The 22,303-nt window shown below is 65.0% G+C and carries 14 protein-coding genes; 5 read left to right on the forward strand and 9 right to left on the reverse strand.

What is annotated here, in order from left to right:
- Positions 1-8 precede the first annotated feature (8 nt).
- From coaD to JYK02_RS05370, 4 genes are all read left to right on the forward strand, one after another.
- On the forward strand, positions 9-491 hold the full coding sequence (coaD, locus tag JYK02_RS05355) for a pantetheine-phosphate adenylyltransferase (RefSeq protein WP_120557127.1): 483 nt from the start codon (positions 9-11) through the stop codon (positions 489-491).
- Positions 492-570: 79 nt separating this feature from the next.
- On the forward strand, positions 571-1,764 hold the full coding sequence (locus JYK02_RS05360) for a pyridoxal phosphate-dependent aminotransferase (protein ID WP_207048883.1): 1,194 nt from the start codon (positions 571-573) through the stop codon (positions 1,762-1,764).
- A gap of 309 nt (positions 1,765-2,073) precedes the next feature.
- On the forward strand, positions 2,074-3,735 hold the full coding sequence (locus JYK02_RS05365; RefSeq protein WP_207048885.1) for a carboxypeptidase regulatory-like domain-containing protein: 1,662 nt from the start codon (positions 2,074-2,076) through the stop codon (positions 3,733-3,735).
- Between the two features lie 162 nt (positions 3,736-3,897).
- Positions 3,898-4,512 carry a carboxypeptidase-like regulatory domain-containing protein gene (locus JYK02_RS05370; protein ID WP_207048887.1) on the forward strand — a complete coding sequence of 205 codons (615 nt, stop codon included), beginning with the start codon at positions 3,898-3,900 and terminating at the stop codon, positions 4,510-4,512.
- On the opposite strand, the gene JYK02_RS05375 is transcribed toward JYK02_RS05370, so the two are convergent.
- Positions 4,500-5,243: a hypothetical protein gene (locus JYK02_RS05375; protein WP_207048889.1), complete on the reverse strand. Its 744-nt coding sequence runs from the start codon at positions 5,241-5,243 to the stop codon at positions 4,500-4,502. The genes JYK02_RS05370 and JYK02_RS05375 overlap by 13 nt on opposite strands.
- 142 nt (positions 5,244-5,385) lie before the next feature.
- Between JYK02_RS05375 and carB the strand changes: the two genes are divergently transcribed.
- The gene (gene carB, locus JYK02_RS05380) at positions 5,386-8,637 is read left to right on the forward strand and encodes a carbamoyl-phosphate synthase large subunit (RefSeq protein ID WP_207048898.1); all 3,252 of its coding nucleotides are present in this window, start codon (positions 5,386-5,388) and stop codon (positions 8,635-8,637) included.
- A gap of 755 nt (positions 8,638-9,392) precedes the next feature.
- On the opposite strand, the gene JYK02_RS05385 is transcribed toward carB, so the two are convergent.
- From JYK02_RS05385 to JYK02_RS05420, 8 genes are all read right to left on the reverse strand, one after another.
- Positions 9,393-10,163 carry a hypothetical protein gene (locus JYK02_RS05385; protein ID WP_207048899.1) on the reverse strand — a complete coding sequence of 257 codons (771 nt, stop codon included), beginning with the start codon at positions 10,161-10,163 and terminating at the stop codon, positions 9,393-9,395.
- A 34-nt stretch (positions 10,164-10,197) separates the two neighbouring features.
- Positions 10,198-11,292, reverse strand: coding sequence for a phospholipase effector Tle1 domain-containing protein (locus JYK02_RS05390; protein ID WP_207048902.1), 1,095 nt, complete (start codon positions 11,290-11,292; stop codon positions 10,198-10,200).
- A 32-nt stretch (positions 11,293-11,324) separates the two neighbouring features.
- Positions 11,325-11,702 carry a phospholipase effector Tle1 domain-containing protein gene (locus JYK02_RS05395; RefSeq protein WP_207048904.1) on the reverse strand — a complete coding sequence of 126 codons (378 nt, stop codon included), beginning with the start codon at positions 11,700-11,702 and terminating at the stop codon, positions 11,325-11,327.
- Positions 11,686-12,276, reverse strand: a complete 591-nt coding sequence (locus tag JYK02_RS05400) for a DUF3304 domain-containing protein (protein WP_207048906.1) — start codon at positions 12,274-12,276, stop codon at positions 11,686-11,688. The genes JYK02_RS05395 and JYK02_RS05400 overlap by 17 nt, the downstream gene beginning before the upstream one ends.
- 125 nt (positions 12,277-12,401) lie before the next feature.
- Complete coding sequence (locus JYK02_RS05405) at positions 12,402-14,021, reverse strand: hypothetical protein (RefSeq protein WP_207048908.1); 1,620 nt, start codon at positions 14,019-14,021, stop codon at positions 12,402-12,404.
- Positions 14,022-14,428: 407 nt separating this feature from the next.
- A complete protein-coding gene (locus JYK02_RS05410; protein WP_207048909.1) occupies positions 14,429-15,319 on the reverse strand; it encodes a hypothetical protein in 891 nt (296 codons plus the stop codon).
- A 60-nt stretch (positions 15,320-15,379) separates the two neighbouring features.
- Positions 15,380-16,024: a peptidoglycan-binding domain-containing protein gene (locus JYK02_RS05415; RefSeq protein ID WP_207048911.1), complete on the reverse strand. Its 645-nt coding sequence runs from the start codon at positions 16,022-16,024 to the stop codon at positions 15,380-15,382.
- Between the two features lie 103 nt (positions 16,025-16,127).
- A complete protein-coding gene (locus JYK02_RS05420) occupies positions 16,128-22,295 on the reverse strand; it encodes a choice-of-anchor D domain-containing protein (RefSeq protein ID WP_207048913.1) in 6,168 nt (2,055 codons plus the stop codon).
- Positions 22,296-22,303 lie beyond the last annotated feature (8 nt).

A 22,303-nucleotide genomic window follows, 5' to 3' on the forward strand; every position in this document is an offset into this window, starting at 1 on the left:
CAGCACCCATGCCGGTTGCCATCTATCCTGGTTCGTTTGATCCGCTCACCAACGGGCACCTGAGCCTCATCCAGCGCAGCCTGAAGATGTTCGACCGGCTCATCGTCGCCATCGCGGTGAACCCGAAGAAGACGCCCCTCTTCAGCCAGGAGGAGCGCATCGAACTCATCCGCGAGGCGGTGAACGACCCCCGCGTGGAGGTGGACGCGTTCCACGGCCTGCTCGTGGACTACGTGCACCAGCGCAACGTGAGCGTCGTCATCCGCGGGCTGCGCGCGGTGTCGGACTTCGAATACGAGTTCCAGCTGGCGAACATGAACCGCAAGCTGGCGCCGGACATCGACACCGTCTTCATGATGACGGGCGAGGACTACTTCTACATCTCCTCGCAGCTCGTCCGGGAGGTCGCCACCTTCGGAGGGAACGTCGAAGGGCTCGTCCCCCCGAACGTGAACGCGGGGCTGAAGAAGAAGTTCGGCCCGAAACCGTAGGGCCCCGGAGCGGCAGCCGGGCAACGGTGTGCGCCCGTAGTGCTTGTCCGCTTCGGGAGTTCCGCGCTAGGCAGGGCGCATGAAACTCGCCCGCCGGCTGAATGCCATCAAGCCCTCCGCCACCCTGGCCCTCAACGCCCGCGCCAAGGCGCTCGCCGCCAGTGGCAAGGACGTGGTGGTGCTGGCCGCGGGTGAGCCGGACTTCGACACGCCGGAGTTCGTGAAGCAGGCGGCCATCGACGCGCTCCGCTCCGGCTTCACGAAGTACACCGCCACCGCGGGCATGCCGGAGCTGCGCGAGGCGGTCTGCCGCAAGCTGGAGAAGGACAACGGCCTCAAGTACACGCCGGATCAGGTGGTGGTGACGGCGGGCGGCAAGCAGTCGCTCTACAACTGCTTCCAGGCGCTGCTGGACGAAGGGGATGAGGTCATCATCTTCGCGCCGTACTGGGTGAGCTACCCGGACATGGTGCACCTGGCGGGCGGCACGCCGGTCATCGTCCCCACGCGCGAGGAGGACGGCTACGCGCCGGACCCCGCCGCCATCAAGAAGGCGCTCACCCCGCGCACGCGCGCCATCATCCTCAACAGCCCCGCCAACCCCACGGGCGCGGTGTACTCGCGCGCCACGCTGGAGGGCATCGCGGACGCGGTGCGCGGCCACGACTGCATGCTCGTCACCGACGACATGTACGAGAAGCTCCTGTACACGGGGCAGCCGTTCCTCAACATCGGCAACGTGGCGCCGGACCTGGTGCCCCGGCTGGTGGTGTCCAACGGCCTGTCCAAGTCCTATGCGATGACGGGCTGGCGGCTGGGCTACGCGGCGGGCCCCAAGGCGCTCATCTCCGGCATGCAGCTGGTGCAGGACCAGTCCACGTCCAACGCGTCCTCCATCACCCAGAAGGCGGCGCTGGCGGCGCTCAACGGCCCCTCGGACACCATCACCGCGATGGTGAACGAGTACCGCGAGCGCAGGGACTTGTTCGTCGCGGGGCTCAACGCCATCCCGGGCCTCCGCTGCCGGCTGCCGGAAGGGGCCTTCTACGCGATGGCGGACGTGCGTGGCCTGCTGGGCAAGACGTACAAGGGCAAGCCGCTGACGGACGCGCTCCAGCTCTCCGAGGCGCTGCTCAACGACTTCCTCGTGGCGGCGGTGCCGGGAGACCCGTTCGGCGCGCCGGGCTACATCCGCATGAGCTTCGTCACCTCGCGCGAGGTGCTCCAGAAGGGCCTGGCGCGCCTGCGGGACTTCGCCGCCGCGCTGAGCTGAGCGCCGCACGGGGCGCCGAGGCACCGTCCCGTGGCCGCGGGGCAGTCCCACGGCGGGTGAGCTGGGGGAACTCTTTCGGCTTCACTCCCCCGCCCGGAAACCTCGTCGTGGCAGTGCCGCCCCGCTAGCCCCAATGCGCTGAACGAAGAGGTCTGGGGTGTCGAACCCGCGGATCCCTTCTTCACTTCGCGTGATCTGGAAAAACGCACGCAGAGTCAAGCATCGAACGCCTCGCGCGTTTGAGGGGGACGTTTCGGGACGTGTGCCCGGAACGGCCTCACCAGACTGACTCAACCGGGAAGACTCCACATGATGATGAAGAGAAGGGGCGCGCTCTGTGCGCTGCTCCTGGCCGTGCTGTCCGCCTGTGGCTCTGAAGATGAAATGGGCCAGGTGCGTGGACACGTCACGACGGAAGCGGGGGACGCGCTGGCGGGCGTCCAGGTCCGCGTGGACGGAACGAACACCGTGGCCACGTCGAATTCGCTGGGCGAATTCACCCTGCCGGACCTGAAGCCCGGCGGGCACACGCTGGTGGCGGCCCATCCGGACTACGTCGACAGCTCGCAGCCGGTGCAGGTCCAGGCCGGAGCGACGGCGGAGGTGTCGCTCAAGCTCGTGCTCGCGCTGGGGAAGGTGACGGGGACCGTTCAGATGGAGGACTCCAGCGCTCCGGCGGGGGTCGTCGTCTCCATTGCTGGCACCGACCTCACCGCGGTGACGGACGCGCGGGGCGCCTTCACGTTCCCCTCGGTGCTCCCGGGTGCCCGGACCGTGGTGGCGCGCATGGACCACTACCAGAAGGCCTCCCGGAACCTGGTCGTGGTGCGCGACGAGAACCCCTCCGTGGACCTGGTGCTGGTCCGCGACGGAGCCCCGGAGGTCACCGTCCCCCTGCTGTCGGTGCAGGGCGGCGTCCTCACGATCACGGGCGGGCCCTTCGGGAGGGCGCGTGGCGAGAGCACGGTGACGGTGGGTGGGGTTCCGGTCGTGGAGTACGTCTCCTGGACGGACGACAAGGTGGTTGCGCGGGTGGCCGCGTCGCTCGCTTCGGGGAATCAGCCGGTGGTGGTGACGATGGGGGCGTCCTGGCGCCCGGCGGTCAGGGACTCGGTGCGCGTCCTGAGGGCCAGGACGGTGTTCGTCGAGCACTTCCGGGGCATGGGCATCCGGCCTGATGGCACCCTCGTGACGTGGGGCAGATGGGGGTCGGGCAGCGAGGCTCCCACGCAGGAGGGGGGCCTGGTGGATGTCGCGAGTTCGGCCTACTTCAGCGTCGCGGTGAAGGGAGACGGCTCGCCGGTGGTGTGGGGCAACGGAGCCTCGAACCTCCAGCCTCATGACGTGCACGACGGCGTGGCCGTGGCCTGCGCGGGCTACTCGTGCTTCGTGCTTCGGGCGGATGGGACGGTCATCCGGCTGAGCCTCAGCAAGGAGGCGGAGCTGGGTGACGCGGTTCCCCAGGGGCTGGCGGACGTGGTGGCCATCGACGGAGGCTTGACCCACATGGTCGCGGTGACGATGGACGGCCGCGTGGTGGCCTGGGGCGGCAATGAGTACACCGCGGCGACGGTCCCCGCGAACCTCACGGACGTGGCGGAGGTGGCTGCGACGGGCAATCACACCGTGGTCCTCAAGCGGGACGGCACCGTGACGGGATTCGGATCCAACCTCTCGGGTGAAGGCTCCCCGCCCTCGGACCTCTCGGAGGTCGTCTCCGTGGGAGGAGGCACGCTGCACGGCTATGCCCTCACGAAGGCAGGCCAGGTGCGCTGCTGGGGCAATGGCTACGGTACGTGCGACCTGCCCGCGGAGGCGCAGTCCCAGGTCGCGCGGGTCGTGTCCGTCAAGGACGGAGTCTGGGGCCTGGTGCTCAAGCAGGACGGCACCCTGGTCTCCTGGAAGGGAGACAACGTCCATGATGACATTCCTCCTCCCCAGGGGCTCGTCCTGGCGGTGCCGCCTCTCTAGGCGGAGCGACGTCACGGTGAAGTGAAGGAGCGGTCTGGGAGGATGAATTCCCAGGCCGCTTCGTCGTCTGGAGAGGCACCGGACGCACCGCCGAGCCCCGCCGAGGGCCAGGTGCCGAAGGACTCGCGCCGGCCGGAGCGCGCTCACCAGGAAACCCCACCCATGATGAACCTGAAGACGCGAGGCAGCGTGCTCTGCGCGCTCCTGATGGCTGTTGTGTTGTCCGCTTGCGACCCCGACGCGGATCCCTCCAAGGACCCGGGCAATCAGCAGCCCCGCCCCGGGCGCGTGACGGGCGTCGTGCTGACGGAGGAGGGCGCGCCGCTCAAGGACTTCGACGTCACGCTCCTGGAGACCGGCAAGACGGTCACCACGGACGCGCAGGGCAAGTTCACCTTCGAGTCGCTTCCGCCGGCCACCTACGGGCTCTCGGCCTCGGGGCCGGGCTACGACGGAGCCATCCAGGAGGTCGAGGTGGAGGCGGGCATGACCGTCGCCATGTCCTTCAACCTGAAGGCCACGGTCATCCGCGTGTCCGGCAGGGTCCAGCAGCAGGACGGAACGCCGGTGGGCGGCGCCTACCTTTCCATCCTGGATCAGGAGACGAAGGAGGTCCTGAAGCGCGTCACCGCGAACGCTCAGGGCGAGTTCACCGTGGACCTGGCGCCCGGCCTCTACACCCTCGAGGCGGAGCGCGATGGCTTCGAGACGTACTCGGACTACCTCATCGTGATCCAGGATCCGGATCCGGTGATCATCACCCTTCAGTCCGTGTAGGCGAAGGCGTGCCAGCTCAGGTCCGGGCTGCCACGGAAGAGGAAGATGGCCGCGTGGCCGGAGAGGTTTCCGACCGCGGCCCAGGTGTCCTTGAGCGCGCGCGGATCCAATCCCAGCCGCGCGGGCGGCTTGCCGTACTTCTTCTCCATCTCCGCGATGGGCAGCACCTCGATGTCGTAGAGCGTGACGAGGTCCGTGCGCCGCGCGCGCAGCTGCTTCACCCAGGCCTGCACCAGCTCGTCCGGGGTGTTGAAGCGCTTGTCCTCCAGCTGGAACGGGTACGACAGCTCCGCGGACGCGTTGCGCACGTCCCCCGTCAGCAGGCTCTGGAAGAGGAAGCGCGCTTCGTTGTGGATGATCGAACGGGCGATGCCTTCCGGGGTCAGGTCCTCCTCGCTGGGGCGCGAGGCCTCTCGCAGCTTGCCCAGGTCGACGGTGCCCGCGCTGGAGGGGGTGGGCGGCGTCGGTGGGCGCGCGGTGGGGGACACGGGCGTGGCGGCCGGGGCCGGGGCCGGAGTGGGCGCTGGCGTGGCCTTGCGCGGGGCCGGCGTGGGAGCCGCCGCCGGAGGCTGGGCCGGAGTCGGCGCGGCGGGGGCCGGAGTGGGCTCGGCCGGAGCCTGGGCGGGGGCCGGGGTGGGCTCGGCGGGGGCGGGCGTGGCGGCCGGAGCGGTGTCCTGGGCGAGGGCGGGCGCGGAGAGAAGGACGAGCAGGGCCAGGGGCCAGCGACGCATGGAACCTCCGGAAGGAAGCGCGGCAGCGTAGCAGAGGACGCCGGGCCGGGGTCCCCCGAGCGGGCAGGCATCGGACGGTCCCTCCGCATGGCACAACGCACCGCGTGCATGTGGGGGCGGACGTTGGTATGGGGGGCGCCCGATGCCCAAGCGTACCGATATCCGGAAGGTTCTCGTGATTGGCTCGGGCCCGATTGTCATCGGGCAGGCCGTCGAGTTCGACTACTCAGGCACCCAGGCGATCAAGGCGCTTCGGGACGAGGGCGTGGAGGTGGTGCTGCTCAACAGCAACCCCGCCACGGTGATGACGGACCCAGAGTTCGCGCACCGCACCTACATTGAACCCATCACCGTGGAGGCGGCGGAGAAAATCCTGGCCGCCGAGCGCCCGGACTCCCTCCTGCCCACCATGGGCGGGCAGACGGCGCTCAACCTGGCGAAGGCGCTGGCGGAGCGGGGCATCCTGGAGAAGTACGGGGTGCGGCTCATCGGCGCGTCGCTGGAGGCCATCAACAAGGCCGAGGACCGCCAGCTCTTCAAGGCCGCCATGCAGAAGATTGGCGTGGCGCTGCCCAAGAGCGGCTACGCCACGACGCTCTCTGACGCGATGGCGCTGGTGGAGGAGATTGGCTTCCCGGCCATCATCCGTCCCTCCTTCACGCTGGGCGGCACGGGCGGCGGCATCGCGTACAACCGCGAGGAGTTCGAGGCCATCTGCCGCTCGGGCCTCAAGGCGAGCCCCACCTCCACCATCCTCGTGGAGGAGAGCGTGCTCGGGTGGAAGGAGTACGAGCTGGAGGTGGTCCGCGACTCCGCGGACAACGTCATCATCATCTGCTCCATCGAGAACCTGGATCCGATGGGCGTGCACACCGGTGACTCCATCACCGTGGCGCCCGCGCAGACGCTGACGGACCGCGAGTACCAGCGCATGCGGCAGGCCTCGCTGGCCATCATCCGCGAGATTGGCGTCGACACGGGTGGCTCCAACATCCAGTTCGGCATCCACCCGCGCGACGGCCGCATGGTCGTCATCGAAATGAACCCGCGCGTGTCGCGCTCCAGCGCGCTGGCGTCCAAGGCGACGGGCTACCCCATCGCGAAGGTCGCCGCGAAGCTGGCGCTGGGCTACACGCTGGACGAGCTGCGCAACGACATCACCCGCGACACGCCGGCCTCCTTCGAGCCGACGCTGGACTACGTGGTGGTGAAGGTGCCGCGCTTCAACTTCGAGAAGTTCCCCAAGGCGGACCGCACGCTGACGACGAGCATGCGCTCGGTGGGCGAGGTGATGGCCATTGGCCGCACCTTCCCCGAGGCGTACATGAAGGCGCTGCGCTCCATGGAATTGGGACGCGTGGGCCTGGAGTCGCCGGAGCTGCCCACGGAGAAGGAAGAGCGGCAGAAGGTGCTGAACGAGGGGCTGCGCGTGCCCCGTCCGGAGCGCCCGTGGTTCGTGGCGCAGGCGTTCCGCGAGGGCATGACGGTGGAGCAGGTGCACGCGCTCTCCGCCATCGACCCGTGGTTCCTGCGGCACATCGAGGCGCTGGTGCACGAGGCGCAGGCGCTGGCGGACATCGGCCGGCTGGACCACCTGCCGGACGACGTCTTGCGCCAGGCGAAGTCGCACGGCTTCTCCGACAAGTACCTGGGCAACCTGATGGGCTACCCGGAGGCGGAGGTGCGGGCGCACCGGCACTCGCGCGGCATCCGTCCGGTGTTCAAGCGGGTGGACACCTGCGCCGCGGAGTTCGAGGCGTACACGCCCTACCTCTACTCCACCTACGAGGAGGAGGACGAGGCGCCCCCCACGGACCGGCAGAAGGTGCTGATCCTGGGCAGCGGTCCCATCCGCATCGGCCAGGGCATCGAGTTCGACTACGCGTGCGTGCACGCGGCCTTCGCGCTGCGCGAGGCCGGGTACGAGACGGTGATGGTCAACTGCAACCCGGAGACGGTGTCCACGGACTACGACACGTCCGACCGCCTCTACTTCGAGCCGCTGACGATTGAAGACGTGCTGGAGGTGTCCCAGCGTGAGAAGCCGGTGGGCGCCATCGTGCAGTTCGGCGGGCAGACGCCGCTGCGCCTGAGCGTGCCGCTGGAGCAGGCGGGGCTGCCGATTCTTGGCACGTCGCCGGACGCCATCGACCGCGCGGAGGACCGCGAGAAGTTCTCCAAGCTGATTGAAAAGCTGGGGCTGAAGCAGCCGGAGAACGGCGTCGCGCGCAGCCACGCGGAGGCCTTCAAGGTGGCCGAGCGCATCGGCTATCCGGTGATGGTGCGTCCGTCGTACGTGCTGGGTGGCCGGGCGATGGAGACGGTCTACGACGCGGCCAGCCTGGAGCGCTACATGCGCGAGGCAGTGAGCGCATCGCCGGAGCACCCGGTGCTGATTGACCGCTTCCTGAAGGACGCCATCGAGGTGGACCTGGACCTGGTGGCGGACCGCACGGGGCAGGTGCTGATTGGCGGCGTGCTGGAGCACATCCAGGAGGCGGGTGTGCACTCGGGTGACGCGGCGGCGACGCTGCCGCCGCACTCGCTGTCGCCGGACCTGGTGGAGCGGATGAAGGACCAGGCCATCGCGATGGCGCGCGAGCTGGGCGTGGTGGGCCTGATGAACGTGCAGTTCGCCATCCAGGGGAAGAACATCTACATCCTGGAAGTGAACCCGCGCGCCAGCCGCACGGTGCCGTTCATCTCCAAGGCCACGGGCATGCCGATGGCGAAGATCGCCGCGCTCTGCATGGTGGGCAAGACGCTGAAGGAGCTGGGCCGCACGGAGGAGCCGGAGTTCCGGCACGTGGCGGTGAAGGAGAGCGTCTTCCCGTTCGCGCGCTTCGCCGGGGTGGATGTCATTCTGGGCCCGGAGATGAAGTCCACGGGCGAGGTGATGGGCCTGGCGGAGGACTACGCGTCGGCCTTCGCGAAGAGCCAGCTGGCGGCGGGCGTGAAGCTGCCCAAGACGGGCCGGGTGTTCATCTCCGTGAAGGACGAGGACAAGCCGGCGGTGGTGGACCTGGCGCGCCGTCTGCGGTCGCTGGGCTTCAGCCTGACGGCGACGGCGGGCACGCACGACTACCTGCTGACGAAGGGCATCGAGTCGCAGCGGGTGCAGAAGGTGAAGGAGGGCCGGCCGAACATCGTCGACAAGATCGTCGACGGGGAGATCGTGCTGGTCATCAACACGACCTTCGGCAAGCAGGAGATCGCGGACAGCTTCTCCATCCGCCGTGAGTCCCTGATGCACTCGGTGCCGTACTACACGACGGTGCAGGCGGCGCGCATGGCGGTGGGAGCGCTGGAGTCACTGAAGCGTTCGGACCTCGCGGTGAAGCCGCTGCAGGCGTACCTGTACGGCGAAGGCGGCGTGCCTCCGGCACGGCGGTAGCGTCGTGAAGGTTCGCGGCCCCCGGGTGACCGGGGGCCGCGGTCATGGCTGGGGTGGCTCATCCGGGGGCTGGAGCCGGCAGCACCAGATGACACCTGAGCAGCCATCGACCCGCTTCTCTCCAGACTTGCAAGTCACGGGATGGCAGAACCTGCCATCCAGCGAAGGATTCTCCTCCCCGTCAATGACGTCCCCGGGAGAGCCGCGAGAGTCCGCTCGGCGTTTGTCCAAGGCGCAGGCGGCGACGCGCCGGCAAGACCCATCGTCAATCAACGGAGGCCAGGGCCCGTCGAGGAAGTCCTCAGGGGCGTAGCGGTCCTTGGGGAGGTCTCCGGTATACGTCAGCAGATCCGAATCGAGGGCACCGGGAGAGGCACACCGTTGCACAGGGCCCCAGGGCTTGAACTCAAGCACTTCGAACTCAGGGAAGCTGGCGCACTCTCGAAACTCACGGAGCTTGCCTGTAAATCGTCCGCGGACCCGGTACCGGCCCTGTTCCCAGACATTGCGGCGCAGCCGCTCGTTAGGCTGGTTCGCCCCCACCGGCAGGACCCGCTTGAAAGGGCCTGCGTCTGACTTTGAAAGATTCAACAGGTCCACGTCGCAGTCCGAGGTCCGCTCCGCGAAGTACTCTGGCACCACCTCTGGTGCATTGGGCGGGGTTGGCATGGACGGGGAGGGTGTGCGGTAGGAGTAGAGGCCCACAATCCCAATGGCGACCAGTGTCAGGGCTGCCAGGTACCCGCGCGACCTCATCAATCCACCTGTTCTCCGGTCTTCGAGTGGAGCAGCCGCGGGGCCGACGCCTTGACGTGTTGATACCACAGGGCTCCGGCACTGAGTGTGACCATGCCCCCGTTGGCATGGATTTTCCTGAAGTCCACCTTCTCCGAGGCACCCTCCGCGAAAACTGAGAGCGCATTGGCCCACTTTTCTGCGAAGGCCTTCGTATTGCAGCCGAAGAACTTGTGGGGATGGGTCGCCGCTTTTTGTGGGACAAAAGAGAACGCGGCAATCTTCTTGATGTCCTCGCAGCTCAGGATCGCATCGGAGTCGGGCGAGACGGCCACGTGGTCGCTGGCACGGTGATTCAGCGAGAGCCACAGGTCATCCCTGGCATGACCGTAGAACCAGACCCGGCTCACCTTGGTGCCCTTGAGCTTGTTGATGTAGTCCCAGAATCCCTGGGCCGTCGAGAGGCCCACATACTTCCAGCCGCGGTCCTTGGCGCCGGACCTGAGGTGGTCAAGATAATTCAGCTTGTGCCGGTTCTTGATCTTAAGGGTGTGCCCGTATTGGGTCGGCGCTGACGTCTGACTGGCCAGATCGCTGGTCCAACGGTCCTTGTAGGCGGGCTCAAAAATCAGCCAGTGCACGTCCTCTGTCTTTGGATCGTGCAGCGTACCTCCATTTGACCGGAGCAGCGGAGCGGTGACGAAGTTGTCCCAGCTCTGGTCATGCAGCTCCGGGTCCTTGGGATCATAGGTGGAGGGGCCACCCGAGAGAATGATGAAGGCATTCTTCACGACGTCCTCCCTCCTGGAAATGGTGACCCGTAACTCATGTGGAGTGAGAGGAAACCCATGGATCACTCTGCATGTGTCGGGGCAGGGGCTTGCCATTGTTGGCGTAATCGAGCTTGTTGTCACCGCTCGTGTAGACGACGCGTGGGTCGGACGGCAGCGTCGCATCGCCACCGAAGCCGGCGAGTGAGTCGTGAACATAGGTGTCGAAGAACGTGATGATCCCCGCGTCCTTCAAGCCCTTGCCCGTGGACTCCGCCTCAAAGGCCTCCAGTAGCGCGCGATAGTGCGGCCGCAGATTGTCTCGCCCATACGTCCGGGCAAGTTGCTGGAGCTTCAATGCATCCGCCAGGAACTGCGCGTCGTAGATGCCCGAGTTCTTCGCGAATGAGCCATCCGAGCTGGGCAGCGTGTCCAGGAGGGACTTCTTCGCGAGGTTGCGCTCTTCTTTCCATACGGGCTCGTAGGCGGCCAGCACGGTCTGGTCAGCGGTGAGCGTGCCCGCGCCGCGGGCCTTCTGGTTGAGCAAGATCTTGCGAAAGCGCCACTGGTAGTAGTGCTTCATGTGGGACAGCAGCAGGGCTCCCACCGGCTTTCCTCCCCGTCCGGCGCAGTCCATGTAGTGGCTGAAACTGCTCAGGAGGGATGCGAACGCTGACTTGCTGGAGGAGTCCTCGCCGAAATCCTTCTGCTTGAGGGGAAGGGGACTTGCCGCCTCCAGGGGAACCCCGGCCTTGATGGCCTCAAGCCGCATCCCCCTCAGGGGAATGAGGCTCAAGAACGAGCCGGCCTCGGTGCTGCGAGCCCCTTCTCCCGGGCGATAGCCGCCACCGACGTCCGAATGCGATCCCGGGTAGACCATCTCACGGCAGTTCTTCGGGTAGCGCAAGCCCTGAAGCACGCTGTCCAGAGGGAACGAGTTGCGGATTTCGTGGGCCGCCACCATGTGGACGCAGTCTTCCACCATGGCGGGGATGCGGAGGTCGTCCGCCCAGGTCATATGGCCATTCGCCAAGCCTGACGCGGGGTCCGCGCCGGGTGTACCACCCGAGGCGAAGGCGATTTCTGCAAGTGAGCTGCCGCCGCTGTTTTGACGAATCTTGAGCCCTTTTTCCAGGCTCAGCAGGTTCAATGCAATACCTCGTGCCTGCCTGACGTTGGTACTCAACGGCACGCCCACCCAAACCCCTGGCCCAGCTTCGTGCCGCCAGGGTCGCCAATCTCCTTGAAGCGCGTCCCGATACCAGGGAGGTAGTAACTGAAGACACCCGCAGAACTGGTCTCCAAGTGTGCGCGGAACAGGCGTGCGACGTTGCTGTGCTCCTCGGTGCCGAGGTCGGCGTCCAGGTTGTTGCCAGTGCCGTCGAAGAAGAACGTGACCTTGAGAGCCTGCGGCACGGTGGCTGGGACGTCCTGCGGAGCCAGGGCAGTCTTGACGCTGGGGGCACGCGCTGTGCCCTCGGTATTGACGTTGGCCAGAGAGGCCGCCTGGATCAACAGCCTGGGAGACTGCTGCTTGCCCTGCTCATGGGTCATCGCCATCACGACACCTGGCCGACTGCTCGTCCTGGACCGAGTTGCCAGTGGGCTTGCGCCTGCCCGCGTCCACCCGGTCGAGCTTCAACTTCAAGTCTGGGTAGCCTTCCGTGACTTCCGCCTCGATGTGCCCATCCGGAAAGAAGTGCACTCCGAGATGCCAGGGATTCGCGGTGCCAATCCCCTTGAGCTGGACGGCCTTCTCACACCAACGCTTCCGCTCCCGGGTCCACCGGAGGGTCAGCTCCACGGGGAACCTCGTGCCAGGCGAGAGCCCCACACAGCAGGTTCCCTTGCCGCCACCGCTGTCGATCGAACTGACCTCGAGGTCGCCTCCGCCCTGGCCGTTCACCTCGAAGCTGTCGATGGCGAGGTCGGTGTAGTTGTACCCGTAGATTTCGAGCGAGACGGGCTTCGCGAGACCCGCGGCCTCCTGCCTCCTCACGGGAGGGGCCTCCAAAGGCTTCGTCTCCGACGCGGGCTGCTTGCAAGAAGCGGCCAGCAGGAGGACTCCCAGCCACGCACTGCCGCGGAGACTCCTCACGGAGGGTCGTTCATAAACCTTGGAGATCGTCGCCATTGAGTGGGTTTACCCGGTTGTCCCTACTCCTTCTACAGCAAGGCGATCTCCACTACCCAGCCGCGCGCAACCATCGTGAAGCTGTCTTCCTTATCGTGCCTGCGTGCCTGGTTTCAATGCCACCCCTACTCCTGCAACGAGCTTCGGACTGCTTCTTCCACCTGGGCGCCGTAGTATTTTTCGGCTATCCAAGAGGCGCCGAAACCAACAATGAATCCTACGATAGTACCAGCGACGGGAACCGAACTTCCACAGATCGCTCCGGTCACTCCAGTTGCAAGCGCTGCGGCTAGCCCGCCAGTAATACTCGAAGCGGCTCCGCGAACACCAACTGCCGCGTAATCGACTGAGCTGTGTGGCTTGTCATCGAGGGCGAGAAAAGCCATATTGATAGCGCCGCCGCCAATCGCGCTGCCTGCAAAAGTGCCTGGCGCCTTGGATAGAAACCAGTTTAATTGCGAGGCGAGATTGTTGGAGGCGAGGCCGAGTGAAATTCTCCCGCCGATAGTCGAATTGACAGCGACTTCCATGCCTCCTTGCGTGAAGCCACCTGCTGCGCCAGCGGCGGCTGCCTTCGAAGCTGGAATTACGCAGTCGTATGCTGATTTGTCGCCAGGGAGATTGAAAATGCAGAGAGCACCTTCGGCAAAAACCGAGATACCGGCACCAGCCGCAGCCCCGCGCATGCCGCCAATGCCCGCAGCACGAGCAGTGCCGAGTGCACCTCCGCCATGGCGAGCCATGAGGATTTGCTCGGGAAGTATTGCTTTCTCTATCTGCGCTTCTGTCAGGCCTGGATTTGATTTTTTAATTTCGTAGCGAAATTTCTCCAGCGCGTTCAAGGCCTCTGTTGTTATTCCGTTGCTGATAATTTTCTTGGAGATGAATGCTGTTGTCGATCCAAACAGCGTCCTTGCTTTTCGTGAAGCTTCCTCGTCAACCGAGTTGATGTGGGAATTAAGAATTCGATACGTGTCTATTTTGATTCCGTTGATCCATGTTGGGTTCTGCTTTAGCGCCAAGTTGAAGATTCGTTCATAGAGCTTCCTCTTGTAGTTGGCCGGATCCTGGAGAGCGTCCTGGAGCGCTTTTACGTGGTCGTCATTGACTGCAAGGAGGCTTTTTTTGATTACCTCAATGAGTTGCTGTGGCTGCATGAATAGCGGGTAGATTTGTTTTGCAGCTTTTAACAATTTGCTTTTGTTTCCTCCGAGTATGTCGCTCAGGCCGTTCAGGTATGTGTCGAGATTGATGCTGGCGTTTGAGTTTGACGTGGCGCGTGAGCTTGTTTTTACTGAGACGAGTCGACCCCTGGGGTATTTGGAGTCAAATATAGGGCTGTTGTGTTTTTCTGAGTTGAGATTTCTTCTTGGGAGTATGCCGCCGGAGTTGGCGGATACTTCGCCGATGGTGCCTCTCCACTTGCTCTTTGATATGGTCGTGCTTCCGAGTTCCTTTGCGAATGCGTTCTGGATGGACCGAGCGAATTTTGGAGTGAACCCTATGGTATCGAGATATGTCGTCAGGGCTGTGATTTTGATTGTTGGAATTGAATGTTGAGTCAAGATGTTGATAAGTTGGCTTTCGGGGATTGTGTTTTGCGGATCCTTTTGGGCCTCGCTGGGGGGGATGCGTATGACGGTGGCCATGTCGCTGTGAAAATCAATCTTGAAGAACTCCTCTTCGGAGCGGGGTTGGCAGCTATTAAGCGGCTTGGGGCGGATGTCGTAGAGGCTTGTTTTCATGGTTTGCTTGTTGAGTCGCGTGTTGGGATGATTGAGGGCTACTTTGGGGCAGGCGCTCGTTTTTCAATCGGCGAAATCGAGATTTCAACCCCGGGTGTGCTGCAACCAGGCCCTTGGCCTGGGCGTCGTTGAGAATGGCGTTCCTCTTTGCAATGGAGAACGAGTGCTGCGTAACCAGCGATGTGGTGATTTTTCCGAACCGGGGAAGGAGCCAGGACTTTCGGTGCTTGCTGTCTCAGTGGTCATTGGCTTTCTGCTGCTTGAGGACCAAGTGCGGTGACGAGTGTCCGCGCAGGCGATGTGCTGATGGCTAATCATCTTCCGCTGGCGTCGCCCTGCCGGAACGGCCGCCCATTCCCTTGGGTTCGCTCTCCGAGAGAGGCTGACTCTTCAACGCTGGATGAAGTTCAAGTAGATTCTGGACCCACTTCTTCGCGTAGAGGTCCTGCGGAGCATCGAATTCCGATTTTCGGCGCTAGCCCCCCCCGCCAGTCAGCTTGGCTTTCCCATAGGGCGGCGCCGTCATCCGTGCCATAGGTCTTGGGATGGCCTACGTTCAGGCGGTTGCCCTTGGAGTGGACGTAGTTCGCGAGAAGGTTGCTCCAGAGGGAGATGATGGTCTCGCGGATGTCGACAAAGATCCCAGGATCCACCTCCATGAGCTTGAACAGGAGCATTGAGGAGCGCTCGACCGCTGAGGACTCCAGGTAGAAGACGGGGGTAGGGCCGCCACTGTAGGGCGTGAACTTGCCGCCCTCGACCTTGCCGCCCTGGAGACTTCCTGCGTTCCACCCAGGCATCCCCGGCTGCACGAGGCCGAAGACCCAGGACGGGCGGCCCGCGAGGAAGTGGTACGCATTGTATTGAATCAAGACGGAGAGCGCCGAAAGCGGCAGTATCGACAGGGGCTTCTCCAGGCCCTCCGAGAGGTTGCGCTTGAGCGTCTGCGCGGCGAACCCCTTGTTGGGATCCTGCCGAAGGACGTGGACCCGATCGCTGTGGAAGTCAGGCAGGTTGATGCCCAACGCTTCCAACTTGACGTCGAGCAGGAAGCGAAGCGTCCGGGTGCGCTCGAACTGCCGGGTCGACCAGACGACGCTCGCCCGGTTCTCCTGCTTGTTCTTGCCGAGCCCATTGAAGAACTTGGGAAAGTCCTTGGTGAACCCTGCCACGAGCACCGGAAGGTGCTTCTGCGGATCGCCCTGAAGCCCTGGGCCGCTGAAGTGGATCCGGGACTGATTCACGTGGAAGTTACCACTGCCCTGGCGATCTTGAGCTCCGTGAAGTCCATCATCCATCTCCTGGGTGACGCATCCGCGGTCAGCGATGAGTGTGTCCGTCTTCCATAATCCTTGGCGCTAACGAGGTGGTTTGACTGCCTTCTTGGCTTTTTGAAGGGCGTCGATGATGGACTTGAGCGCCTCCGGATCGATTGTCTCCAACAGGGCGTTTACTTTTGAAACGTTTTCTTTTGATGTTGCGCCCTTGAGATTGCCAGCGCCCTTGATGCCGTCCTGGGCTGATTTTTCGCTGCCCTTCATCGGTGCGCCGCCCGGCTTGGGTGCCTTTTCTTCCAGGGCTTTGAGTGTGAGTGCATCCACGAACCCGTTCGCGCGTAAGCCGTTCTTGCGTTGGAAACGCAGAAGCGAACCGACAAGCTTGGTGGGAGCCTTGGGGGCGTTCTTGGGGTCCAGCAGCTGCCCGACGTAGGCGGAGGCTTCGCCCTTGAAGTTGAACCTGAGGGTTGCTTCCCCCGCGCGAATGTCATTGATGGACGGCGTCTTCTTCGCGAGGGAAGGGGGGAGTTCGCGCTGGATTGCTTTCTCGAGATTGGCGTCGGGCGGCTTGGGGCGGTTGAGCCCATGGGCTGCGGCTTCAGTGCGCAGGTCGCTGCTAGAAGGCGCCTTCTTCGATAGCGAAGGGGTGAGTTCTCGCTGGACCGTCTTCTTGAGATTGGTGTCGGGCGGCTTCGGCGAGGGGGGCTTGGGCGGGCGGAAGCTCATGGGTTTCCTCTCCGAACCATTTCGTCGTGATGCGGGGGCACGCCGCTGGAGGCGGGAAGGGTACGGTGGATCCGAACCCGCTCCAGCGGTGTGCGTGGGTGCGTCAGCCTTGCGTCCGTGCCCGCCGCGCCTGACGCGCCAGCCCCAGGCCCAGAAGGAGCAACAGCGTCAGGGCCGCGCTCCCGTCCCCGCTGGTTCCACAGGCGCAGCCGCCGCCCGTGCCTCCCAGCGTTCTAGCGTTGCCCTTCAGCGTGAGCGTGGCCTCCGCCGTCGTCTCGCCTCGCAGGCGGAGCTTCAGCGTGCCCTCCGCCGGGCCTCCCACCTGGCCGCGGAAGGTGACGCCCACCGTGGTCTGCGCTCCCGGCGCCAGCTCCGCGTCCAGTGCGCTCGCGTCGATTTCGAACGCCGGGTTGGTGTTCTCCACCACGCTCAACCTCGCCGGCGACGCGGACTGGTTCGTGAGGGTCACCGTGCGCGGCGGGCTGGTCGAGCCGATGTCCACCCAGCCCAGGTCCAGCTCGAACGGCTCGATGGTCAGGAAGCTGGCCACGGACACTCCCGACAGCGCGACTAGCGCCGCGCGCTCCTGGTCCTTCGTGCCCAGGACCAGCGTTGCCTTCGCCGCGCCAATCTGCGTCGTGTCGTACTTCAAGTCGAACGTCAGCGAGTCGCCCTGCGGCAGGGCGCGGCCCTCCGCTCCCAGGACGGGAGACACCACCACGAAGTTCGTGGCCTGGGGACCCTCCACCTTGGGGGGCATCACCGTCAGCTCCTGGGTGCTGTCGTTGGTGAGTACCACCTTGGCGGTCGCCGGCTCCGACTGGCGCACAGTGCCGAAGTCCAACGAACGGTTGAGCGCGCGGAACACCGTGGAGAGCCCTCGGCCCGACAGCGACACCTGCGCGTCCGGCGACTCGATGTCGTTCGTCACCACCAGGAGGTTGGCCTTGGAGGTGACGTCCGGACGGGGGACGTATTTGACGAAGACGTCCCTCGATTCCTGGGCCGCCAGCGTGAAGGGGAGCGTGGGCGCCGAATCCAGGCTGAAGTGCGAGGGCTCGGAATTCTCCGCCGCGCCGATGATCTCCAGTCCACGCACCACCAACGGCTGGAGGGACTCGTTGGTGAGCTTCACGAAGCGGATCGCCGAGGCGGAAGACTCGGCCACCCGCGCGCCAAACTCCAGCGTGGGCGTGGACAGGCTGAGCTGGCTTGTCCGGCCGCGGCCCCCCAGTGTCACGAGCATGGCGCTCGTCTGACTGTCTTCAGAGGTGATGCGCAGGACGGCGTTGTAGCGCCGCTGGGCGTCCGGACGGAACTGAACCGACACATCCAGGCTGCCATCCGGGGGCAGTGCCATGGGCAGATTGGGCTTCTGCAGGATGAACGCTCTCGCATCCTCCGCGTCCAGCGAGATGTCCTTCACGGTGAGCGTGTTTGCTTCCGCGCCGCTCCCGGCGTCCGGAGATCCACTGGGCCCGATATGCGTCAGCCGCAGTCCGATGCCATCCGAGGTCGTGTTCACCCGGGTTCCCCCGAAGTCCAGCGCACCGTCGAAGGCCTTGCCGTCCCGGCGTGCCACCGCCAGCCTCGCCAGCGTGGCCGTTCCCTGCAGGCCGAGTTCCAGCGGAAGCTGGGAGGACGCCTCCACCCGCACCGTGGCCTTGACCGTCCGGAGTCCGCCTGTCGAACCCTGTGGGGTGAAACGCAGCTTCACCGTGGCACTGCCGTTCGCGGGCACCTTGGGAAGCGTCTCCTGCACGGAGAACTCCGGGTTTCCCGCGGGGATCGTCACGGAAATGTTTGCGTCGGTGATACCGGTGTTGTTCACCGTCACCGTCTTTTCCAGGGACGTGCCGAAGTTCACGCGTCCGAAGTCGATGGTGGAGGGCGACAGACTCACGCCACCCACTCCATCCACGACCAGCTTCACAACGGTGGAAGACGGATCCGCGTTACTGGAGATGACCAGGTTGCGCTCGATCCTGAGGAGCTGGGTAGGCTTCGCGGTGACGTAGAAGGCATGCGCCATGCCTGTCTCCACCGTGAAGGCGGGCACGACGGGACTCAGGGTGGAGGGGCACACCGCGGTCTTCTGCGTATCCACACGAATGCAGAATTGATCCGGGACGGACACGGAGTAGACCACCAGCGGAGCCTTGCCGGTGTTCGTCACCACCACCGGCTGCGGATCCCCTTCGACCGTGATGGCTTGTGGCGCGAATTCGGGTGCGCCGCCTGGCAGGGCCAACACGGGGATGGTGCCCCGGCCCGAGACCGTGATGATCTGGTCCGTGCTTTCGTTCGAGTTGCTCAGCACGTGCACGGTGCCAGTCACATCCTGCGCGGACTCGGGACGGAAGGTGACATCGAGCTGAACGGGCACATTTCGCTCAATGGTTACAGGGAACTGCTGATTGTTCTGCAGCTTGGCCGTGAAGGGACCGCTTCCCGTCGCATTGGTGATGGTCAGGGGAGCGGAGCCGATGTTCGTCAAGGTGACGGTCTGGGTGCTGGAGGTCAGCCGGGGGACGTCATTGAAGACAAGCTGATTCTTGTTCAGCTGCAGCTGCGCGACCGCGGCGACGCCTGACAGCTTGACGGTCAGCTTGGCCGTGGCTGGCGTCTTCGTAGCGAGCTCGAGGTCACCGAAGTAGTTGCCCGGGCGCTGGGGGACGAACGTGATTTCGATCCTGCGACTGCCATTCACCGGGATGGCGGAGTCGGATCCACCAATCAGGTCGATGTTGAAGGTTCCAATGCTGGTGGCCACCTCCGCCAGGTCAACCTCCACCAGCCCTGTGTTGATGATGTCCACGGGCAGCATGAGAGAACTTCCTGGCTGCGTGGCGGGGAAAACCACGGCGGCCAATGACGTGGAGAATTTGGCCTCCGCGCCAATCCCCGTCAGCTTGAAGCTGCGCTTCGTCTCGATATTGCTGAGGGTCCCCCGGTAGGTGATCTCCAGGCTGGCTTCGTACTCCTGGCCCTCGATGTTCGGACTGAAGGTCACCCGGAAGGGCTGGGGCCGCTTCGCACCCTTCTCAAGCACGGGCTCTGAACTGGTGACGTTATCCACGTAGAACGCCGTGCCGGACGGCTCGATGTGGACGTCGGTGACCTTCAGAGGCTCGGTCGCGCTGCTGCTGTTGCTTATGTTGAGGCTGAGGTTGACGTGGGTGCTCCGGTTCTGCTTGTGCCCGAAGTTGATCTCGCTCGCGGTGAAGATGGCGTTGGGGCCATTGGAGTTGCCCTTGACGACGAGCACGGGCGGCAGCCGCTGATCATTCGTGGTGTAGAAGCGCAGCCGCGCCTCCAGGTCGCCCGTGCTGGTCATTGGACGGAAGAGCACCTTCACCTTGGTTTCCCCGCCCGGTTGCAGGGTCTGGGGCGGGAAGTCGACGACCTGGAACAAGGTGGTGTCGTTCTCCGGGATGACCTTCGAAAGGAACAGCGCCTGATTGCCGCTGTTGCGCAAGGTTGCTTCCTTCGTGGACTCACCCCCGGGAGCCACGTTGGGCATCACCAGCGGGTTGGTGACCAGGGTCAGCTCCGCGGCGAACGCCTTGCCGGTGATTGCCACGGGGGGCACGGGCTGCGAGGCATCCGATTGGAGTTGGAGCGTCTTCGAATAGGTGCCCGAGGTGGTCGCGGCGAAGGTCACCGTCACCGGTGCGGTACCGCCGTTCCTCTGGACGATCAGACCGTCCGCCGGGATGCCGGAGACCGTGAAGGGGGCCAGGAGCCCGGGTGCCACGGGGAACACCTTGATGGGCCAGTTGGTGTTGTTCGAGAGGATGACCTGCTGGGGCTCGGGCTGCGCGCCGACGGTGTAGTCAGGGAAGGTCAGGGTGCTTGTGCTGACTCCCAACGAAGTCTTGCGCGCGGTGCCATGGAGGGGCACGTTGGACACGCAGGACGTCGTGGGTGACGTGCCGAAGGTGAGCACGCCATCCACGGCGCCGCTCTCATTGGCGCCGGGGTTGAAGGCAACGAAGAGCTCACGGCCCGCGGAGCCCGGTGCCAGGGTGAACGGCGTGGTGGGGCTCACGGAATAGGCACTGCTACCCGTCACCGAGGGCGTCACCGTCAGCGCGACCGTCCCCGTGTTGGTCACCGTCACCTTCTGCTGCTCACTGCCCACGTCTCCTGCCTCCTGTTCGGCGAAGGTGAACGAAAGGGGGAGGATGCCCAGGCAGGCGTTGCCCGGAGTCTTGGTGCCGGACAGCTTGAGTTCAGGTGCGGTGGGGTCGTTGCTGGTGAAGGTGAGCTTGCCGGTCGTGGCACTCGTCTGCGTCGGGCGGAACGTCAGCTGAAGGCGCTGGGTGTTTCCGGGCGCGAGGCTGAAGGGGACCGAGGTATCCACCCGGAAGGGAGAATCCAGTGGCAGCGTCATCGCGGTGACCTTGAGCAGGCTGTCCCCGCCGTTCCTGACCGTGACCTCCTGGGGCGCGCTGTCGGTGTCAAACGGCGTCTGCTCAAAGGCCACGTCGGTGCGGCTCAAGACGAGCTTCGGGCTCGACGGCGTTGTGCCTGAGAGCGCCAGGGGTTGGTCCGCGACATTGCTCTTGAAGACCAACGTGGTGGTCGCAGTCCCGGACGCGTCCGGACGGAACGTCACCTTCAGGATTCGGGTCCCGCCGGGGGCGATGTTGAAGGGGACGGATGTATTGACCCGGAAGGGGGAGCCCAGGGGCAACACCAGTTGGTTCACGGTGAGCTCACTGCCTCCCTCGTTCCGGACCGTGACCTCCTGGGGGGCGCTGTCGGTGTCCAGGGGCGTCTGCGGGAAGAGCAGCGCGGTGGGACTCAGCACGAGCTTTGGAGGGAGCACGGGGGGCGTGGCGCCAGACAGCGAGATCGCCGGGACGTCGGTGCCATTGATGGTGAAGGCGAGCGTCTGATCCCAGGTGCCGGTCTGGGTCGGGCGGAAGGTCAGCTTCAGACGTTGAGGGGTCCCGGGCGGGATGCTGAGCGGCCCTGACGTATCGACCTGGAACGGTGAGCCGACAGGCAGCTTCAACTGGGTCACTTTGAGGAGACCGCCGCCGTCATTTCGAACGAGGACCTCCTGGGCGGTGCTGTCGGTGTTCACCGGCGTTTGCTCGAAGGTCAGCGCCGTGCGGCTCAAGCCGAGCTTCGGGGGAATTTCCGTCGGCGTGCTGCCAGTCAGGGCGACGGCGGGCACGTCAGTGCCGTTGATGGTGAAGCTGAGGGAGTGGTTGACGTTGCCGGCAACCGTCGGGCGGAACGTCACCTCCAGGCGTTGGGTGTCGCCCTTCGCGAGGCTGAAGGGCCCCGCGGTGTTCACGCGGAACGGTGAGCCGGTGGGCAGCTTCACCTGGGTCACCTTGAGCAGGCCGTCGCCGTCGTTTCTAACGATGACCTCCTGGGGGAGGCTGTCGGTGTTCACCGGCGTCTGCTCGAAGGCCACCGTGTCCCGGCTCACATAGAGCTTCGCGGGGGACAGCCCCTCGCCGGTGAGCGTGACGGATGGCAGCGCTGGGCACACGGCGGAAGCATTCGTCAGCAGGAGCGAGCCCGTGAGGTTGCCCAGGTCATAGGTCAGGGGGACGAACCTCACCTCGAGCGTCGTCGCGCTGGCGGGCGGAATGGTCACCGTGGCACTGGACACGCTGAAGGGGCCGGTAGCGGTAGGCGCCATGCTGAACGCCGCATTGCCCAGGTTCGTCAGCGTGACGTTGCGCGGCGTCGACGTCCCCACTTCATGTGCGCCAAACGCGACGGACGTCTGCCCGACGACGATCAATGGGCCCGTGGCCTTGCCGTCGAGCGTCACGGTGAGCGACGGCATGAGCGGATCATCCGTGTAGAGCGTCAGTGTCCCGTGGAAGGTGGCGGGCTGGAGTGGAGAGAAGCCCACCCGCACTTTCAGCATCGTGTCCGGGCCCTCCGCGGGCCTGGCCGCAAGGGTGCAGGGGGTTTCGCAGAGCGTGTTCGTCGTGTCGTACAGGCCGACGAAGGTGAAGCCCCCGGTGATGCTCGCGTATTGGATCTTGCGTGCCGTGGCGGCGGGGTTGCGCAGATCGATTGAAACCTCCTTCGAATCGCACGCAGCCTGGCTGTTGAAGTTGATGGAGGTGGTCGACAGGATGAGCGGAGGCTCAGGATCGGCCGGTCGCAGTGCCGCGCGACGTTCCTGGACAAGCGTTTCCTTGTTGGCCGCGACAGTGGAGGGTTTCTCCGCCTCGGGACCGCAGGCGGTCAGGACGCACAGGGAGGCCGTCAGGATGAACAGGATGCGTTGCATGAGGCGAC

This window comes from Corallococcus macrosporus, assembly GCF_017302985.1.
In the GTDB taxonomy this organism is placed as follows: Bacteria; Myxococcota; Myxococcia; order Myxococcales; family Myxococcaceae; genus Corallococcus; species Corallococcus macrosporus_A.